At 48.0% G+C, this 17,713-nt stretch carries 19 protein-coding genes; all 19 read left to right on the top strand.

Annotated elements, in window-relative coordinates; translation table 11 throughout:
* The first annotated feature begins 364 nt into the window (after nucleotides 1–364).
* The 19 genes from OEV42_04655 (at nucleotide 365) to OEV42_04565 (ending at nucleotide 17,704) form a co-directional block, all read left to right on the top strand.
* Complete coding sequence (locus tag OEV42_04655) at nucleotides 365–553, top strand: hypothetical protein (GenBank protein MDH3973552.1); 189 nt, start codon at nucleotides 365–367, stop codon at nucleotides 551–553.
* Nucleotides 554–652: 99 nt separating this feature from the next.
* Complete coding sequence (locus OEV42_04650) at nucleotides 653–907, top strand: hypothetical protein (protein ID MDH3973551.1); 255 nt, start codon at nucleotides 653–655, stop codon at nucleotides 905–907.
* Between the two features lie 211 nt (nucleotides 908–1,118).
* Nucleotides 1,119–1,541 carry a hypothetical protein gene (locus tag OEV42_04645; GenBank protein ID MDH3973550.1) on the top strand — a complete coding sequence of 141 codons (423 nt, stop codon included), beginning with the start codon at nucleotides 1,119–1,121 and terminating at the stop codon, nucleotides 1,539–1,541.
* 301 nt (nucleotides 1,542–1,842) lie between these two features.
* On the top strand, nucleotides 1,843–3,282 hold the full coding sequence (locus OEV42_04640; protein ID MDH3973549.1) for a phage tail sheath subtilisin-like domain-containing protein: 1,440 nt from the start codon (nucleotides 1,843–1,845) through the stop codon (nucleotides 3,280–3,282).
* A gap of 19 nt (nucleotides 3,283–3,301) precedes the next feature.
* Nucleotides 3,302–3,694, top strand: a complete 393-nt coding sequence (locus tag OEV42_04635; GenBank protein ID MDH3973548.1) for a hypothetical protein — start codon at nucleotides 3,302–3,304, stop codon at nucleotides 3,692–3,694.
* A 9-nt stretch (nucleotides 3,695–3,703) separates the two neighbouring features.
* Nucleotides 3,704–4,528, top strand: coding sequence for a hypothetical protein (locus tag OEV42_04630; GenBank protein ID MDH3973547.1), 825 nt, complete (start codon nucleotides 3,704–3,706; stop codon nucleotides 4,526–4,528).
* Entirely contained in the window at nucleotides 4,528–5,787 is a 1,260-nt protein-coding gene (locus tag OEV42_04625; GenBank protein ID MDH3973546.1) for a hypothetical protein, read from the top strand. The genes OEV42_04630 and OEV42_04625 overlap by 1 nt, the downstream gene beginning before the upstream one ends.
* A 3-nt stretch (nucleotides 5,788–5,790) precedes the next feature.
* On the top strand, nucleotides 5,791–6,825 hold the full coding sequence (locus OEV42_04620; protein MDH3973545.1) for a hypothetical protein: 1,035 nt from the start codon (nucleotides 5,791–5,793) through the stop codon (nucleotides 6,823–6,825).
* A gap of 56 nt (nucleotides 6,826–6,881) precedes the next feature.
* Nucleotides 6,882–8,411, top strand: a complete 1,530-nt coding sequence (locus OEV42_04615; GenBank protein ID MDH3973544.1) for a hypothetical protein — start codon at nucleotides 6,882–6,884, stop codon at nucleotides 8,409–8,411.
* Nucleotides 8,398–9,699, top strand: a complete 1,302-nt coding sequence (locus OEV42_04610; GenBank protein MDH3973543.1) for a peptidoglycan-binding protein — start codon at nucleotides 8,398–8,400, stop codon at nucleotides 9,697–9,699. Before OEV42_04615 ends, OEV42_04610 begins: the two co-directional genes overlap by 14 nt.
* Nucleotides 9,700–9,760: 61 nt before the next feature.
* The gene (locus OEV42_04605) at nucleotides 9,761–10,396 is read left to right on the top strand and encodes a phage baseplate assembly protein V (protein MDH3973542.1); all 636 of its coding nucleotides are present in this window, start codon (nucleotides 9,761–9,763) and stop codon (nucleotides 10,394–10,396) included.
* A 2-nt stretch (nucleotides 10,397–10,398) separates the two neighbouring features.
* Nucleotides 10,399–10,842, top strand: coding sequence for a hypothetical protein (locus tag OEV42_04600; GenBank protein MDH3973541.1), 444 nt, complete (start codon nucleotides 10,399–10,401; stop codon nucleotides 10,840–10,842).
* Between the two features lie 76 nt (nucleotides 10,843–10,918).
* Nucleotides 10,919–11,140: a hypothetical protein gene (locus OEV42_04595; GenBank protein MDH3973540.1), complete on the top strand. Its 222-nt coding sequence runs from the start codon at nucleotides 10,919–10,921 to the stop codon at nucleotides 11,138–11,140.
* A gap of 11 nt (nucleotides 11,141–11,151) precedes the next feature.
* Entirely contained in the window at nucleotides 11,152–11,565 is a 414-nt protein-coding gene (locus OEV42_04590; protein MDH3973539.1) for a DUF2634 domain-containing protein, read from the top strand.
* A 66-nt stretch (nucleotides 11,566–11,631) separates the two neighbouring features.
* Nucleotides 11,632–12,105, top strand: coding sequence for a hypothetical protein (locus OEV42_04585; protein ID MDH3973538.1), 474 nt, complete (start codon nucleotides 11,632–11,634; stop codon nucleotides 12,103–12,105).
* Between the two features lie 24 nt (nucleotides 12,106–12,129).
* The gene (locus OEV42_04580) at nucleotides 12,130–13,689 is read left to right on the top strand and encodes a hypothetical protein (GenBank protein ID MDH3973537.1); all 1,560 of its coding nucleotides are present in this window, start codon (nucleotides 12,130–12,132) and stop codon (nucleotides 13,687–13,689) included.
* A 7-nt stretch (nucleotides 13,690–13,696) separates the two neighbouring features.
* Nucleotides 13,697–15,187, top strand: coding sequence for a baseplate J/gp47 family protein (locus tag OEV42_04575; GenBank protein MDH3973536.1), 1,491 nt, complete (start codon nucleotides 13,697–13,699; stop codon nucleotides 15,185–15,187).
* Between the two features lie 41 nt (nucleotides 15,188–15,228).
* Complete coding sequence (locus OEV42_04570; protein ID MDH3973535.1) at nucleotides 15,229–16,710, top strand: hypothetical protein; 1,482 nt, start codon at nucleotides 15,229–15,231, stop codon at nucleotides 16,708–16,710.
* Nucleotides 16,703–17,704, top strand: a complete 1,002-nt coding sequence (locus tag OEV42_04565) for a hypothetical protein (GenBank protein MDH3973534.1) — start codon at nucleotides 16,703–16,705, stop codon at nucleotides 17,702–17,704. The genes OEV42_04570 and OEV42_04565 overlap by 8 nt, the downstream gene beginning before the upstream one ends.
* Nucleotides 17,705–17,713: the final 9 nt, after the last annotated feature.

The following is a 17,713-nucleotide window of genomic DNA, read 5'->3' as shown; positions in this document are numbered from 1 at the left end:
TCAAAAAATACCCCCAGGGCTGGAGATATAAATTCACATTAAAAAATATCTTTCAATATCAAGCTATTAAGCTTAAAAAATAGATCTGTCAAGTATATGGCACAGCTATTGCCTTAGTGGTTGCACTTGTCAGGGGCAGAAGGGAAGAGCGTCAACCTGGAATACAGTTTTCCATTTTCTTCCCCCTGCCATAGTCCAGAGGGAAGCGATTTTTACGGGAAAGGGGGTAATGATTTTGATGAAAAGAGACATGGCTAGTCCAAGAACTGGTCATGCAAATGAGAATCCTCACCGATGAAGCCAGGGAGGAGATCAATAAAATCCAAATAAAAAATTATTTAATCGAGAAAGAGAGGAAAAATTAATGAGTATTAATACTTTTAAAGTTATGGGAATGGTAGGCATGCTGGCGGAAGAGTTGAACGGGATTGCGGCCGACGGGAAGGTGACCATCAATGAAGCCATTGACCTGGTGCGTAAGATAAGTGAGGCCCTGGGCCTGGATTTTGATGAAGCCGGACTGGATCTCTTAGCTAAAGAAGAAAAATCATAATGCCTGATATAGATTCGAAGTGCGGCCACTACCCGGCCTGCCAAAATCTAATTTTATAGGGCGTACGAAAAATTACTTAATTTTGAAAGGAGAACAATCATGCCATGGTGTAAAGTTACTATTACATACGGTTCAACAGGGTATACGCAAAACTACAAAAGACATCTTGCGGTTCACAGTCATCCACTATCACAACAATTTACTCGGGATGCATTAACTGATTCTTTAAACAGAATTAATGCAAACCTACCGAATGGTCATAATCCTAATCCGGTTACACAGAACCTGTTAGGAATTCAAAATCAAGCTGATCAGCTGGATGCCGACCCTGGACAAAATTATAGAAATATATAAGTAATAATTTCAGGTGACGCTTCTACTAAAGGTTTTTGAACTTACATTTCTTTTTGGCATCAAGCCGGTCAGTTTAGGACTCCTTTTGTACCCACCATAATTAATTTTCCAAGGCAAAAGAAGCACCAAAACAGAGGGTACAATGAAAAATGGCGGGTATTACACACCTAAACATAATCTCTGCAGTATATAGAAAGTAAAGGAGATAATAATGATTCACTTACCAAAAAATAAAGTCATAAATTATTTGTTAATAGTGCTTTGGTGCGTTTCAAGTATTTTGATTGTTTCGTCAGTTGAGTCATCAGCTAACGAGATATCATGTGAAAGCCTTGATAAAGGCAAGCAAATACAAAGAGTAAAAGAAGAATGTGTAAAAGCTCATACAGAAATGAAAGAAATATGTGACGAGATAGAAAAATGCGATGACGATGACCTTGATAATGAAAAGCTGGATAAAATTCAAAAATTTAACGTTTGTATTGAGTCCAGAAAAGACGTGATGGAATTTTTCGATGGCCGCTATTTTACCAATAAATTTATAAGGGCAAATAAGAAGGATATAGAAAAAGCCCGAAGAGGTCACCAAAAGCAGATCAGCAACCTTGAGAATGCTATAGAAAACTGCGAATAGATTCGAAGGGTGGCAGAGCCCACCCGAAAAAAACCTTAACTATGGGACCGGAAAATGTGACGGTTGTACCGGCTCAATAATCAGGTAGTTTTCATCCGGAAACTATAATAAATAAAGCTATGTTTTCAATTCGGAAAGGAGGGATTTTTTGCAAGGTCAAGGAAATCAAGGGTTTGCGCGGAGATGTACTACTGTACATCGCACAAGCAAAGCCGAAGATTGACGCAGAGATTGCGAAAAAGCACCCTTTCCGGATGAAAACTAGGTAACATTTTAGAGTTTATGAAAAGGAGGTTAAAAGATGACCAGGATAATACCCGGTGTTCAGGTTGCTGTCGTTAAGGAAGTAGTTCCACCCCAGCTTGCGCCGTCTGGGGTGCTGGGCCTCATCGGCATAACCGAGAAGGTTCCCGATGAGACCGAACGGGCTTCAAGTTGGAGCCGTTTTGTTGAAGTATTCGGGCCGGGCAGCGCCTATAGCATGCCTGAAGCGAAACAGGCGCTGCAAAACGGCGTTTTTGAACTGGTTGTAATTCCAGTTGGAAAAGATAAAGGAACAAAGGCTGCTGTCCAAATTTACGCAGATAAAGATAAAAAGAAAAAAGCCTTTAAGCTGGTGGCCAGAGCGGCAGGGCCCTGGGCCAATGATCTAAAGGTGAAAATTACTTCACGTAAAACAGCTGACGATAAGAACGTCTTTGATCTGGAGATGGAGAGACCCGGTTCAGGCGAGTTTGAAATGCATCGAAACCTGAGCATGAGTCCTTCCATAGGAAAAGAGGCGAATCCACGTTATGTCGGCACAGTTTTAAAAGATGTTACAGACAAATCAGGTAATGTAACAACTTATGGCGCATCTGCCATCGTAACAATTGAAGATATTCAGGACAAAGTACAAATTCAAGAAAATCTGCAACCCGATGATGTTGTATACAAGCTTTCAGGAGGTGCAGATGCAGGAGAGAAGGACTACTGTGATGCCCTGAAAGCGCTGGTAAACGAACCGGATGTGGACATGGTACTTGCCTCCATACAGGACGCAGGAGTAAAAGCAGAAAAGGCCATCAAGATCAACAGCGAGATTATCGCCCACTGCCAGGTAATGAGCGAGGACAGCAAGGGGCGCATCGGTTTTGGCCAGGTAAAGCGTGACATGAAGCCCAAAGAGATGGTGGAAATGGCCTCCAACCTGGTTTCCGACCGATTCGTCCTGCTGGCGCCTTATGGTGTGGCCGGCGCCGTGGCCGGAATGATCGGGGGCCTCAATTATTATTACTCTCCCACCTTTAAGAATGTCTCAGGTCTCGGGGCCTATTCCTCAGGGCTTGGGCTGGAAGATCAGCGCACATTGCTCAAAGGAAATGTCGTTCCTGTTGTGAAAGAGCGTGGCCGGGGCATCATTGTCCTTCGTGGACTCACAACCGACGGGGACCAGATCAGTGTTCGCCGTGTGGCAGACAGGGCCGTTCGCGGCGTCAAGATGATTGGCGAGCTATTTATCGGCCGCTTAAATACAGAAGATGGCCGCGGCGCTTTGAAGCAAAAACTGATTGAATTCCTTGTGCAGATGGAAAAGGAAAATGCCATTGTGCCGTCGACAGACGGTTTAGACCCTGCTTTCAAAGTGGATGTTTATTCATCACAGGCCGATTTTGCAAAGGGAATTGTGAGAGTGGATATGGCCGTCCGTCCCGTCCGCGCTATTGATTTTATTTATGCCACCGTACTTGTACAGGTTTGATTAAGGAGGTAATTGAGATATGCCAACCGTATTTTCAGCAAATAAAAGCAATCTTCTCGTTGATGGAGAAATCATCGAGGGTTTGCAATCATTGGCCTTTCGCGTTGTAACGGAGCGCGATGATATTCGGGCCGTCGGCAGCAGTGAACGGATCGATGTCAACTTCGGTCTGCGCACTGTTCAGGGTGAAATTATCATTCATTCTGCCGACCCGCTTCTTGATGTCCATCTCGAAAAACAAACTAAATTCCAACTCATTGCCAATCTGAAAAAACGGGATGGTGATGATGGCGCCAAACGCACCTATTCCTTTGATGACTGCTTTGTCGAATCCAAGTCTTTAAGTATGAGCGCAAGCAGCACGGCAGCCACTACTTATCTCTTTAGCGCTACACGTGTCAGAGAAGAGTAGGATTTCATCATGGGGGCAGCGACACAAACAATTGTAGTGGATGGATGTTCCTATGCCGTTTCTTTTACCGGTTTCCATGAACCGATGGAGGTTTCAATAAAAAAGGGGAAATCCTTTACCTTTCTACCCTGGACCTATGGTGACCATCTGAAGGCATTGCGGCAAAGCATAATCCCTGTGGCTAAGGGGCTGGAACTTTCAAGGGACCGGTTTTGCCGGCTTGTTCTGTCCCGCTGCTGCCCTGATTCGGATAGCAGCGATGGTCTGGCCGGTCTGGCTCTCTGGTGGGCCGGCGGCGTTGAAACTGATGAGACCTTGTCTGCTGAATCGAATAGAGACGGTTGGCTCGATCTGGGACCAACGCGAGTTCGATTAAAGAGCTGGAGCAATGCCGAACGGTTTCAGGCCTTGTCGGACTGTTTGATCGATGACGAAGGGGGAGAGTCCATCGATGCAGTTGCTTACCTCGATGCAATGGTTCGCGCCAGTATCGAAAAGATGGAACCGCCAATGGATCCCGGCGAACTGGATCCTGCTGCTGCCGCCAGATTAATGACGGCAGCCGTTAATCTCAATGCGCCTGAACAACTCCTGCCGCAATCGGTCCTGGACGGTGATTCAAAGATTCTGTCAGGACATGCGCGAGCTACCGTGAAGTTATGCGCATCTCTCGGCTGGACACCCTCCCGGGTCTGGGCAACACCCGCCGCCGAGGTTGATCGCCTGATAGCGCTCATTGATTTGATGGAACCTGAGGAGCCTGCTCAACACCCGCAATCATCGGGCCTGAGCCAATATGCCGATGCCGTTGTATTCCACTTTGAGGACGACTGATGACTGACAATTTCCATATTTCGAGTGAAAATCTCGTTGCCCGACTGCTGGAGCCCTTTCGCCGCTCTCTCCATGAGGCTGTGGGGCTCATGGATCGGGAGATTGATGAGGACCGTATCATGGAAGGGGAAGAATATATCAATGATGCCCTAAACCATCGGCAAGAGGCATTGACTCAAACTGCCGGTAGCTGCGCCCCTCCTGTGCCTGGCAATGGTCTCTCCCCGGAGAGGCTGGAATTACTTTCTCATAACGAAAAGTGTATTTCAAAAGAACTCATGACGGCTGAAAGCCAAAACCTTCAGAGCAATGCTAATGAAGCCTTTAGGCGGCAAAACGGTCAAAAAGAAACACCCTTATCTGTTCCTTCCTCTCCACCTGAAAGGAAGGGCTCTCCTCCTTCGGATAACCCTTCTGAAAGTAAGCCTTCACCGGGCCTAAAAAACTTTCGGCCATTAAAAAAAGGAGGGGGGAAAACTGAAATACTTCAATCTGCAGGTGATGATTCCAGACTTAATTGCCAAAACAGCCCGTCTTTAGTCCCCCAAAAGGACGGTTCTCAATGGCTTCCTTACAGGGTTCCCGTATTACCGCCTCTTTCCGGTCTTTCTGAAAATGTTTCCGGACAAGGCGCGCCTCTTTCAAAAATAAACAATATAGAGAAAACAAATTCCAACTTTCAACAGGGCCGGCGGCGTGACATTCCGGCCGTAACCGACAGAATTGAGACTCAAATCGAGTTTAAGGAAGGGGCATTGAATAATAATAAGATAAATAGCCGGCCGGAAAACCGTAAACAACCCAACAGGCCTGTGGGTGTTCCCTTAAAGCCGGTCCCTGTTTTAAAAAAAGAGAACGCCAATAATATAAACGGGATAACTCAGCCCTTACTTCCTCCGGGGGCAGACCATCGGGCGAGTCAGGTATCAACAGGCAACACCGCAAATAATCTGTTAACACCTTCCACCCGCCCGGCCCGCTCAACACCGGAAATTCGGCAACAATCGGAAGGCATTGCAAAAGGGATTGAACCCGTGCTGGAAAAGGCCTATGACCTTACGCAACAGTTCTTTCCGGCGGTACCTGAATCGGATTTTTCTGAAGATAGCACAACGGGAGGCCGCGTTAACAACACCTTTAATGTCAATGTATCAATGTCGTCGGACAGTGGCCTCACCATGAGTCAGCAGGACGATCTGGAAGGGGCTCTCGTCCATATCCTTAGGTTGGCAGCCAGGCGGCAGGGGCTGGAGGTATAAACAATGCCCCTTGATTTGAGTTATACCGTAACCATCGGTTCTCAACAGGCCGGCAGTAACAGTAAGGAAGGAGATCGCCTGCTTAAGGGATTGTCAACCCGTTTGGGCATGGACGGCGGTTGTGGATGCTGCATTGTTGAACTGGCAGATGTTGAATATGAGCCGCCCCTTCCCGGTGATGCCCTTACGGTAGAACTCGATGGCGGTGATGGGCCCATTCGTGTCTTTACGGGGGAAGTAGACACCGTGAAAAGGACAGCTGCCACCCAGTGTATTACCGCTTTTGACAGCATGATTAAACTGGGGCAACTGGAAATAGAGTCCGCTTATGAAGAGATGACCATCACCGACATTGTCGGCGATATGATCGGCCAGGCCGGCATTGCGCCGGGCAAACTGGATGAATGCCCCGGCCTGCCGTCATTTATCGTGTTCAAAGGCCCCGGCGCTCTCCATCATGTAAAGTCACTGGCCCGGTTATGTGGCCGGGACGTTTATTCCGACGGTCAGGGAGAGATCAACTTTACAGGGCCGGAAACAACGGGAAAAGAGCATAGTTTTGAATATGGGCTTAACGTGCTGGAAGTGGCCCTGGAAAAAGTTCCTGCCCTGCAAGACAGCATCGAGGTCTTGGGAGAGGGGGCCGCCGGCGCCGAGGGAGCAGATAAATATTTCTGGCTGACCCATGATCTTTCATCAGTGCAGCACAACGCTGAAATTGATGATGAAGGTAACGTGACATCAGGTAAATCCGGTGATTTCCCTCTTCGGGAAACGCAGGCCATACTTCGTTCCGGTGAAGCCGTTGAAACGATTGCCCAGGCCCGCATGAAGGCCGTTGCTGCGCGACTCCTTTCCGGCTTTATCAAGGTTTACGGCAGTCCTGCTGTCATGCCCGGTGACAGGGCTGTCATTAGCGGACTGCCGGATAACTATAACATTGCCCAGGCTTTTTCCGGCGGCAAAGGACTTCGGGTCAGAAATGTGAGGCATCAGTTAAACCTTCAAAGTGGTTTCATAACATTTATTGAATTTTAGGGATTTGTAATTAAGAAAGCCGATTATTACAAAAAAGAGCTATTGACCATTAAATTATGAGTATTCGAATCGGAAAAGTGGAATTGGCCGGTGTTCAGGATGTTTACACTGAAGAGAGCCACAATCTTGTTGAACAGCGAGTCCCGGACCAACAGGGGAGCGTGTTTCAGGATCTGGGGCGGGAACCGCTTACTCTTATTCTGGAAGGCCTTCTCTTCGGTTCGGATGTACTGCCCGATCTGGAGAAATTGCGTCAGGCACAGGAAAAAGCCGATCCCCTGCCCATGGCTGCCGATATCGCCGTCGGCACGGAGTTGACGGACGTTATCATCGAAGATCTAAAGGTTCGGCAGGTGGCCGGTTATGCATCGCGGTACCGATTTTATTTGCGATTGCGCGAATATATTGAACCACCCCAGTCGCAGGCTCAGGCCGACGCTGCTGTAGACGACGCTGTTGCTGCCGATGCCGACAATTGGGCCGAGGATTCCATGGCCGCATCTGCTGTGCTGGAAAATCCCGCCCATCTTTCCGGCGCCCTGGCAGAAAATCCGGAATTGCTCGATCACATGAACGCCGATGACCTGGCAGGGGCATTGGCAGATAATGTGGACTCACTCTCCGCTGATGATTTGGGTGGCACCTTTAAAGCGGTAGGCGCCCTTGATCCCGACAAAATGGGGGGAATGCTTACAGGCCTTAAGGAAAAAGGCGCCCTTGGCGGTTTAATGGAAAAATTTGCAGCTGCCGGCAAAAGTTTGAAAGAGATACTCTCAGGTATTGATTTGCAGGGAATTGTAAAAGGGATGGTGGCGCTATTTACTGTCGGCACTGAATTGATAGGCCTCTTGAAAGAGGTGTGGAAGGATATGCAGGACGTCTGGAAGAACATGAGCGGTCAAAATATTATGTCGGGCCTGGAGGCTTTTTTGAAAACGGCAGTAGAAGAACTGGAAAAGCTGATCCGTGCTATTACGAAACTGGTTCAATCTCTGAATAAGGTCGTTATCGCCTTTAAACCCCAAAAAGAGGGTGATCCATCACCAATTACAGCCTTAAAAGATCTAAATTGTGGAACAGTGGTTATAAAAATACTGACGCCTGTTATAGAAACACTTCGTAAAATCGAAGATGCCCTCGCCTGGATCGGCGCTCAAGTAATCCAGTTGGCAGGCGTCTCGGCCCTTCTTGGAACGATGCGACCGGTACTGGCTGGCGGCGTCCGGTTAATTGAGGACATTGGAGATCAGGCAATGACTATTGGCGCAGCCGATAAAGAGGGTATGGGTGGACTTAAAAGTTCGGTTTCAAGCGCAGGAAGCTCATTTTATAATGTGCTGGAAAAGGGTCAGACAACACTGGACAGTTTGCTGGAAACAGGTGAGAGCTTGCTTGGTTCCGATCTTGACAGCACAATTTTCCCATTAAAACAGGCTTTTGGGGAATTACGTGTAAATATTACCGCCTTTAAGCGTGAATTTGAACGTCCATCAGGGGGAGAAAGTCAACTGCAACCATCAACGATGCAACAGGCTACAGCAGAAGGCAGACCAAAACAAATAGAGGAGAAAAATGATGCTAACTGAAAATGAAAATCAAACAGAAAATGAAAATCAAGTGGAAGCAACCGAGACAACGGACGAGACAGCAACATCGGACAGCACTGCAATCGTTCTGCGAGGCAACACCCTGCCGGCAAGCGATGAACAACTGAAAACACAAAATGCGCTGGAAGCCGTAGCAAAAGGAGATGAGCATGTTAATGCCTTTACAGCCATCGCTTTGATGCTCGGCAATATGCGAAAAGATCTGGAGGGTGTTAAGCGTGCAGGACAACTGCCACGCTGGATGCGTGTGGTCCGGGTGCGCGAATTCAAGGGGGACGACGCCACCAACATGATCACAAATTACGGCGTGATTCCCATTACCGGTGGTTTTATCCAGGTCATTGGATTTCTGGCCGAGTTGACGCTAAAAGCCCAGGAATTGCTGACTCAGGCCGACGGCGGGAAGGCCCTCTTAGAAGTTGGTGCCGGTATGATTAAAACCGCTGCCAGCGATCCTTTCTTTAATGCCGTAACAGAAACGGTGGGAATCGAAAATCCGGGCGCAAATCCCCTCAAAACGATTGGTCCCGTAGTGGACAAGGCAATGAATATTATTGACAAGATTCCTGATCCGGAAGATGTGAATATCATTGCAAAAGAACTGTATCTCTTACTGGCAGTGGAGCAACTTGAATTGCCATTTGATGCTCAGGGAAATGTGGATACGAGCAAACTGCCTGCTGCAGAGACGCTGCATGTCGATTTAAACAGGACAGGAAAGGTCCGGTTGATGGGCTGGGGACTTGATCAGGGCATACCCTTTGGCGGCCTTTCGGGCAGCATAAAAGTTAACCGCCTCGGCAGCCGGCGTATCTGGGAAGCGGCCAACGCGGCGGACCTTCCCGAAAAGAGCTTGCTTGAATGGCCCCACCAGGATAATAAAATTCCAATCTATGAATTTAACTACGGTGAAGATTCTGCTGCAGAAATAGCTGAACCTCAAAAAAATGACATTGAGGAAGCCAACGCTCTTCTCACAAAACTGGAATATCCCAGAGATATCGGTTTTGATGAATCTGTTTTTAACAGCGCCTTTGCCCAACGCCTTCGTAAATTTCAGAAAATGAACGCCCTTGTTGTTAATGGCCGCCTTGATAATTCCACCATTAATCGACTGATGAACCTGGATTTTGAAAAGAAGATGTTAAAGAGAGCCAAAAAATATGATGCATTAATGCTGGAAGCCTTTGATGACAGTAAAAATGAAATGCCTGAAGCGCCGCAGCCGGAGAAGACTTCCGCAGCGAAAACAACGAAGAAAAAATGAGCAGCAAAAAAGGAATTAACTGGTATAAAAAGGCGAGAGATTTTTCAAGACGGAATGTAAATTGAGTGACCCCGTTTCCATTATCCGCGCCATTGTCCGTGATGAGTTGAAATCCCTGCGGCTCGGTGATCTGGCTATAGTGACGTCCGTCTTTCCTCATGCCGAAGGGGATGAAAATAATTATGAATGCAGCGTGAAGCTCCGTGAAGGGGATTTAGAACTGCGCCGGGTGCCCATGGCCACACCTCATATGGGCATGGTCAGTGTGCCCAACGTAGGTGATTTGGTGCTTTTATCCTATGTCGGGGCCGACCCCAACCGTCCCATTGTTGTGGGGCGGCTTTATAGCGACAAGGCCAATCCGCCGGAGCATGACGAAAATGAATGGCGCCTCAAATATCCCTTTGAAGGGGAAACGGAAATTGCCATCGATAAAGAAGAAGCCATTGTTCTGACAGCGGGTAAAACGGTTGTTACCGTCGAAAAGGATGGCGCTGTACAGATTACCGGAGAAACAGATTTGCAGATTGAAGTAAAAGGCAATGTCGATTTGAAATGCAGTGATTGCAAAATCGATGCGTCAGGTAATGTGGAGCTCGGTAGCGGCGGGGCCGGTGTGATTACCGAAGATAGCCACAAATGTTTTTTTACCGGCGCGCCGTTAATGGGATCAAAGAGTGTGAAGGCAAAGGGCTAGCTATGCCGGCGCCGCAGGCATCACAACTGGAAGGCATTGCCACCGGGGCAATGCAATCGGCCAATATTGCCGGGGAAAATGCCGCAGACCTTGGCAAAGCGCTGGCTCAGGTAACGGCTGACGCATTAAACCTGTTTTTTGCCCAGGCCATGGTCATGCCCGGCATTCCGGCAGGTGTCGATCCCATTTCAGGCAGCGGAAGCACGGCAGGGCCGGGCATGTTAATGCCGCCGCCTGCCGGCGGCCCCATGGGCCCGCAACTGCTGCCGTTGGCCCAGGCGGCCTTAAGCGCAAAGGGCATTAAAGGACAAAATGCGCCTGCACTGGCTGCTGTAATTGCAGATGCCCTGGCTCAGGCAATTATGCTGTTTACAACACAGGTTCAGGTTGCGCCGGGCATTGCCGTTGCCGGTTTTGTAACGACCGGTCCCGGCAGTTTGATGTAAGGAAAGAAACAATATCTAATCCGGGATAAACCAATTTTGACCCCACCCCTCCCCTTGACAAGGGGAGAGGTGGTTAGTGAGAAGCGCTATGCCTGCACCGACAAAGAGCCAGCTGGAACCGATTGTTAAGGGTTTGATGGCTGCCAATGGATTAAATGGAGAGAATGCACCCGATCTGGCCGGTGCTATTTCCGAGGTAGTGGCACAGGGGCTCACCCTCTTTATGAGTCAGGCAAAGGTAGCGCCGGGCATTGCCAGCCCGCCGGGCGCAACAGCGGCGCCGGGCAAGTTAATGTAAAAAAGGAAAAAATGTCCGACCCCTTAAAGACTGATATAGGCCTTGACTTTGCCCAGGACGGTTCCATTGATCTCGCAATGGAAGCAGGACAGGCAGAGTGTGTGAGTGGCAAGGAAAATCTCGTTCAGGCCCTCAAACTCCGGCTGCTCATGTATCGCGGTGAACTAACGGGACTGGGCCACCCCCGCCACGGGACAGTTATTCGTGATCTTTTGGGTGAACCCATGACCAGCGCCAACCTGGAACTGCTGCGCCGTTATGTGCGAAAAGCCATTCTTGCCGATTCCAGAGTGGCCAGGGTGGAATCGATTGTTGTAATACCCCGGCGTGACCTTTCAGGGGCTGTAGATGTAACGGCCGTCGTCAGGGCAATTGAAGGCAGCAGCGCTGAAATTGAGCTTACAATAGATGAAAAGCAATCGTAATTTAATGGTAATAATTATTTTATAAAACAATCAATCATAGCTTCTTCAAAAAGGGAGTACAGGACAATGGCTTTAAAAGAAAAACACAAACTGGAAGGGCGACTATTTATTTTTTTGCACGATCTGACAGATAGGCCCGTCGGCCGGTATAAAATCGACAACCTCATAACAAATAGAGGCAGAAACCTGCTGGCAACCTTTCTGGCCGGTCAGATTGAAGGACTGTCACAACTCACCATTGCTGTCGGCAGTGGTGATGATACTCCAATGACGACAGACACAGCCTTGAATAAACAGGTAGCTGAAGCAAAGATTATAAAGGACCATATCTCTACGGAGCTTAATGATGACGAAGTCAAAATCACCTTGAGAGCAACCTTGCCGCCGGCGGAACAAGGTGAGGAACAATCTCTTCAGGAAGCCGGTATTGTTATCGGCCTCACAGACGGCACCAGGGTGCTTTACAACCGTACCGTATTTCCTGTGATTACGCGGACCGATAGCCTCAAGATTTCATTAAGCTGGGAGTTATTGTTCTAACGATCCTTTTAAGGGAGTTTTGCTTTGACAAAAATGCAGGCCGGCAGCGATGACATAAATATAACGGAAGGGCCAGGGCAGAGTAAAAGTCTGACCCTTTCTGCTGAAGGGCATATGATTGATTTTTGCCTGCCTGCCAACAGAGAATTTTTATCGGCCAGGGTGGAAGTAAAAGCTGACGGCGGTGTAAAGAAAGTGGAGGGCAAAGCCGGCTCTGTTAATGGAAGTGTAAAATCATGGCCTGTCAGAGGGATTAGCTGGATCGTCATTGATTGGGACCATGATTGTTTATTAAATGAGTTAAAGATTAATCTCGATAAAGCGTTAAAAGGATTAAAGGTACGGATCAAGGTATTTGGCAATAATGCCTGGACGCCGTTAATGCCGGTCGATCTTTTTTCAGTTTCAAAGGCGGCAACAAGCATGAATTTTGATCCCGTAAAAGCCGGCCGGCTAATGCTTGAATTCACGAAAGAATCCGATACAAAGGGCGTATGGGAACCTTCAACGGTAAATGTAAGCAGCGTCGAGATTTTTGCATCTACCTTGCCCGTTGATCTCGAAGTAATCCTGGATGGTGAGCCGCTGTTAAGTCATAAAGGCATGATTACCGGTGGTGAAAAAATTGCAATCCCCTCTTTTGCAGAGATGGCAAACGATTATTTATCCAGAAATCCCGGCACAAATACCGTTCCTTTAATGCTGAAAAATGCCATGCCCGCCGAGATTTCCCTTTTGCTGTCGGATGTTCGACTGGCTGGAATCATCCGGCAGTTTGCATCGGGAAGAGATAGTATAGAGCTCCATGTTGGTTATGGAGAAGAGATCCTGGAAAAAATAGCTGTAAAGAGGTCAAAAATAGTGCAGATACACTTTGATTATGAAGCTGACCTTTCGGGGGAAAGGTTGCTTCCTTACGGGCAAGAGAAAAAGGCGCCCCTTATGGCCCATCTCTGTGATGACCGGCACTCGGCAGCCCAGAGTTTTTCGCCTTTGCCTGAAAATGAAGCGCTTGTTGGAATTGATCTTTATTTACGACCGGCCAGGCTCCCCGTTACTGCAATGCTGGCGATCCATTTGGACGAATCAGGCAGACCGGCAGGCAGTCCCTGTCCTGAAGGAATGGTGCCCTTCAGGATAGAAGAAAAAGCGGCAATATCGCAGTGGGTTCCACTTCGGTTCCATGCACCCTGTTCACTCAATGGGAACAAGTGGTGGGTTATCGTGAGCGTTGAAGAGGGTGAGCTGCACTGGCATCTGGACAAAATGAAAGACGGTGACGGGCAAGGTGAAGTCTTGAACCAGATCAAGGGCCACCCCTGGCAACCCCGTGGCGCCTATTGGGGCCGAACAAGAGTTATCACCAGGGGTAATACAAAACCGGAGGTGACCTTCAGCCTGAGTCGTGGAAGCCGGTCAATTATCGTGAAGCGCCCATCGGGGCAGGTTCATTTAAGTGATGAAGAACTGGAAACACTCAACGGGGACAATTCCGATGAAGTGAAACTGAAGATCAAAAGCAGCGGAAATGGTTCGCTCTTTATTAATAACCTCGGCATTCGTACAGAAATTACCCAAGAATAAATAAGCTATGAAACTTTTCGATGACATAGATGTGAATTTCAGATCCATTGTGGAGCGTATAACCGATTCGATGATACAGTCGGGCTTGATCAGTGATACGGAAACAGGAAGTGTTGCCAAACTAATGGCCGAGAGTTTTGCCCGGGAAATGGCGGTATTTTACGCCATCCTGGAAAAATCACATGAGGCAGGCTACCTGGAAACGGCGCAAGGCAAGGCCCTTGATAATGTTGTTGCTATTTTGGGAATGGAGCGAGCCAAAGGTGATTTGCTTAGAGGGCAGGTTGTCTTCAGCAGGCGAACACCGGCGCTGCAAGATATCGGCATCCCTGCGGGCACCAGGGTAACGGGCCCGGCCATTGATGGAAAAGCGCTGCCTTTGCTGGAAACGGTGGAACCGGCCCGTATTGGAAAGGGGCAACGCTCTGTAAATATAACCGTGCAGGAAATCCCTAATGAGCGGGAGCATGACTTTGACAGCCTGTCGCCAGGCAACCTGAGCATTTTGCCACGCCCCCTGATGGGTGTGGAAAATGTGAGTAACAGGGATCCCATTACCTGCAGCGGAAAACCGGAAAATGACGATCACCTTCGGGTACGGGCATCAGCCATTTTGCGTCAGGGCCAAAGGGGAACGGTTGAAGCCATTGAAGCGGCATTGAAAGGACTTGGCATTGAGACGGTCAAAGTGGTGGAGTCGCCCGGCGGATTGAGCGGTTACATCGAGATTCATCTCGATGATCCCCAAATGCGGCAAAATCCTGACAGAGAGGTGGCTGTCAGGCAGGCTATCCGTGATGTTAAAGCCGCCGGTATTTCCGTAGAGCTTAAATTCCTGCAGACAATCTATTGTCAGCCTGTCATCACTATTACACCCGCTGATGACGATATGGCGGAAGACGCATTTGAACAGCTGTCTGAAAAATTAAAAGAGGATATTACAAGATTCATCAACGGAACTGCTCCCGGAGCAGTTCTTTCCAAAACCAAATTAAATGCCATCGTTGTGAGCCATCAGGATGTTTCAGAAGTTGTTCATATGGAAATGAAGGCGCTTGTTATCGAGTTTAATGCGGCCGGCGATGAAAAATTAGTATGGAAAAAAGATGGCTGGCAAATTGATGAATTGGAAAATACCACTATTGATAATGACCGATGGCCCGTCATGGTCGTTCGCAAATGGCCTTTAAGGGCCGTCATAAACCTGACCATGACAGCGCCGCAAGATAAAGAGAAAGGACAAACAAAGGCACTGCTGCAAAAAAGCGTTCGTCAAATTACCGATGATTATATCAATACCATTATCCCCACAAGGAAGGTCGTTTTCAACGATTTACAAAGTTTGCTTGCCAGGCACATAAAAGGCCTTGTTCTGGAGCCGACCTGGATTATCCACCAATGCGACGGTTCAGTTGAGGAGTTAAATGAAGAACATGCGGTTTCACTTGAAAACGGTGAGAAATTGATTGTCGACCGAATTGATGTAACGATTAAGTAATTTTTTATAACACTTTAATTTGAGGACAATATTTTTTGATAATGAATAAAAATCCCTATGCCGGCAAAATGAGGGGCTATCTGCCAAAGGCGATGCAAGAGGGGGCTAAAATTTCAGCCGTCTTTTCCGCATTGGCCGGGGAGATGGTGCGTATGGGAGAAGGCTCAAAACGACTCATGCGTTCCAGATGGTATCACCATGCCCGTGGCTGGCATGATCCCGGTGACAACCTGGCTGCCAAAGGGACAACCGAACTGGGCCGCATTGCCGGCCTTTTCGGGCTTTTTCCGGGGCGAGATGAATCGGCTCCCCACTTTCGGCAACGGCTGGGCAAATATGTCCACATTCACAGGGAAGGATTGGGCAGCGCCCGGTCAATCCTGAGACTTGCAGCGCTCACCTACCGGGCAAAGAGTGATCCCCAAATAGAGTGGGAAGGTAATATTGCTGTTGCCAGGTTTACCGTTGCCGACGGTGACGGCAAACGGACCCTGCGCCTCGAACTGGAAGAAAATCCCATTGAGCCGAGTTGCATTACCTTTGAAAAGATGATTCCCGGTAAATCTTATAGTATGACTAACCATACACTTGACGCGGCTGCACCGGGGCTGATTTTAACAACGGATCAATCCCTGGACAGGATCATCTCTGTCCCCATGCTGATTCATAAAGAAAGCGGTATCCGGATTTTATATGTGGGCAAAATTTCATCGGGAGCCGAATTGCACTTGCAAAGTGATGGGCCGCCTCTGCTTCTTCGAAACGACGCCCTTCAAACAGGGGGGCGCTGCTTTGACGGTGATAATTCGGTTTTTGATACACCTGAGGGTAAATACGGCGTTCGTTTTGGCGGACCAAGAGTACTCATGACGGGGCAGGGATCGAGGTTCAACGAGACCGAAACTACCTTCGGCAGCGCCAGGTTTGCCGCTTTTAGCGATCAATTGAACTTTCCATGTCTGCAACCGGGAAAAAATAACTGGATCTATCGCACCGTTAAAAAAGAGGAACTCCAATCATACCTGACGGGCCGCTCCGACAGGGAAGAACTGTTGAAAAATGCATCCAGTGACGATGGACCACCCATCGATCTGACACTCTCCTGGCAGGGACGAAGACCGGCCTGTTTTTCGCTTAGAATTCCCGGAGATTATGTCCCTCCCTTTATGGAAAATTTCAAACAATTACAGGCGGCGCTCAACGGCATGTTGCTATATGGCCGGGCAGCCGGCGTGCAGGCCCGGCTGGAGCCGGTATTGTGGTTTCGGGACAGGTTGCATATGGAAGACCGGCCAGGAATGACAGAAACTGATCTCTCAATTTCAGGCGAACCAGACAACATAAATCTCGATGAAATGATGAAGCCGCCCGCCCTGTCACTGGATTTTAATGATCAACTGCTGCCGGCGGAACGAATGGCAACATCGGGCATATTTAATAATGCCCGCCTTGATTATACGGCATTTGAAGCTGTAGACGAAATGGAAGATAAATCCCCCAATAAGGAGAGAGAAAATGAGTAAGCCCTTTATTGAACGAAAAGCAGGTGATTTCATTACTGCCCAGGACTGGAATGAGATACAAATAAAAATCCGTGACTTTCTGAACAAGCATTCCCATAACGGTGATGATGATCAGGGAGGCAAACTGGATGGCGCTGCTGTTACAGAAACGACGGACCTTTCTGTAAAAAGTCTGGCCGTTGCCCATATCTTATCGGCCAAAGGAAAAGCGCTTTCCATAAACTGCAATACGGGAATCGGTTTTGAGGCGCCGCCAAAGGCAATGCTGGCTGTAAACGGCGGTTTGCATGTAGGTGGTGCTGCCGATCCGGGTGATAAGAATTTACTTGTTGATGGTAATGCTGAAATAAAGGGCAAACTGTCTGTAAATGCAAATGTCGGTATCGGAACATCTAATCCAAAAGCTAAACTCGCCATTATGGGTGGATTGCATGTGGGTGGAGATTCTGATCCGGGTAATAAGAATTTGCTCGTTGATGGTAATACTGAAATTGCAGGAAAGTTAACGGTTAATGGAAATACAATCCAGGGGAGCACCGGGAGAAATTATTTTAAGGATGCAGAGAAGAATGACGGTGGAGGTTTGCGGGTTGGTGCCGCTTGGGGAATGTATGGTATTTATGCTCAAATAGGCCAGGGCGTAGTAGGGGGTAAAGATGGTGTTAACCTTCAACACAACCTGCTTGTTGTAAAAAGTAAAGGCAACGTGGGTATCGGAACAACTGATCCAAAAGCTAAACTCGATGTAAATGGCTATATCTTTGAGAAATTGGAAGTAATCAAAACCGGTAATAATGATAAGTGGGCACATTCAAATCACCCCATAATGAAATTTTTTAAAAATAAATTGTCCGGCAGGCCCGTTGGTACAATGGTACGGGCAATACAGGATCACAAAAAATGGCGGGGACACTATTGGCAGGGATGGGTCGATTGTGACGGAAAGATACGAGTTATTCATAATTATCATAATACGCCTCATGTGGCGAAATAGGATGAAAGT

It is taken from the genome of Deltaproteobacteria bacterium, from assembly GCA_029860075.1.
In the GTDB taxonomy this organism is placed as follows: domain Bacteria; phylum Desulfobacterota; class JADFVX01; order JADFVX01; family JADFVX01; genus JAOUBX01.
The sequence above is the reverse complement of the archived record's forward strand: the minus strand, read 5'-3'. Positions and strand labels throughout refer to the sequence as shown.

Excerpts from the sequence above, each read along its gene's own strand:
- OEV42_04565 (MDH3973534.1), top strand. The coding sequence starts at position 16,703 with ATGAGTAAGCCCTTTATTGAACGAAAAGCAGGTGATTTCATTACTGCC.
- OEV42_04620 (MDH3973545.1), top strand. The coding sequence starts at position 5,791 with ATGCCCCTTGATTTGAGTTATACCGTAACCATCGGTTCTCAACAGGCC.
- OEV42_04570 (MDH3973535.1), top strand. The coding sequence starts at position 15,229 with ATGAATAAAAATCCCTATGCCGGCAAAATGAGGGGCTATCTGCCAAAG.
- OEV42_04600 (MDH3973541.1), top strand. The coding sequence starts at position 10,399 with ATGCCGGCGCCGCAGGCATCACAACTGGAAGGCATTGCCACCGGGGCA.
- OEV42_04650 (MDH3973551.1), top strand. The coding sequence starts at position 653 with ATGCCATGGTGTAAAGTTACTATTACATACGGTTCAACAGGGTATACG.
- OEV42_04590 (MDH3973539.1), top strand. The coding sequence starts at position 11,152 with ATGTCCGACCCCTTAAAGACTGATATAGGCCTTGACTTTGCCCAGGAC.
- OEV42_04585 (MDH3973538.1), top strand. The coding sequence starts at position 11,632 with ATGGCTTTAAAAGAAAAACACAAACTGGAAGGGCGACTATTTATTTTT.
- OEV42_04615 (MDH3973544.1), top strand. The coding sequence starts at position 6,882 with ATGAGTATTCGAATCGGAAAAGTGGAATTGGCCGGTGTTCAGGATGTT.
- OEV42_04630 (MDH3973547.1), top strand. The coding sequence starts at position 3,704 with ATGGGGGCAGCGACACAAACAATTGTAGTGGATGGATGTTCCTATGCC.
- OEV42_04640 (MDH3973549.1), top strand. The coding sequence starts at position 1,843 with ATGACCAGGATAATACCCGGTGTTCAGGTTGCTGTCGTTAAGGAAGTA.
- OEV42_04645 (MDH3973550.1), top strand. The coding sequence starts at position 1,119 with ATGATTCACTTACCAAAAAATAAAGTCATAAATTATTTGTTAATAGTG.
- OEV42_04575 (MDH3973536.1), top strand. The coding sequence starts at position 13,697 with ATGAAACTTTTCGATGACATAGATGTGAATTTCAGATCCATTGTGGAG.
- OEV42_04625 (MDH3973546.1), top strand. The coding sequence starts at position 4,528 with ATGACTGACAATTTCCATATTTCGAGTGAAAATCTCGTTGCCCGACTG.
- OEV42_04635 (MDH3973548.1), top strand. The coding sequence starts at position 3,302 with ATGCCAACCGTATTTTCAGCAAATAAAAGCAATCTTCTCGTTGATGGA.
- OEV42_04610 (MDH3973543.1), top strand. The coding sequence starts at position 8,398 with ATGATGCTAACTGAAAATGAAAATCAAACAGAAAATGAAAATCAAGTG.
- OEV42_04655 (MDH3973552.1), top strand. The coding sequence starts at position 365 with ATGAGTATTAATACTTTTAAAGTTATGGGAATGGTAGGCATGCTGGCG.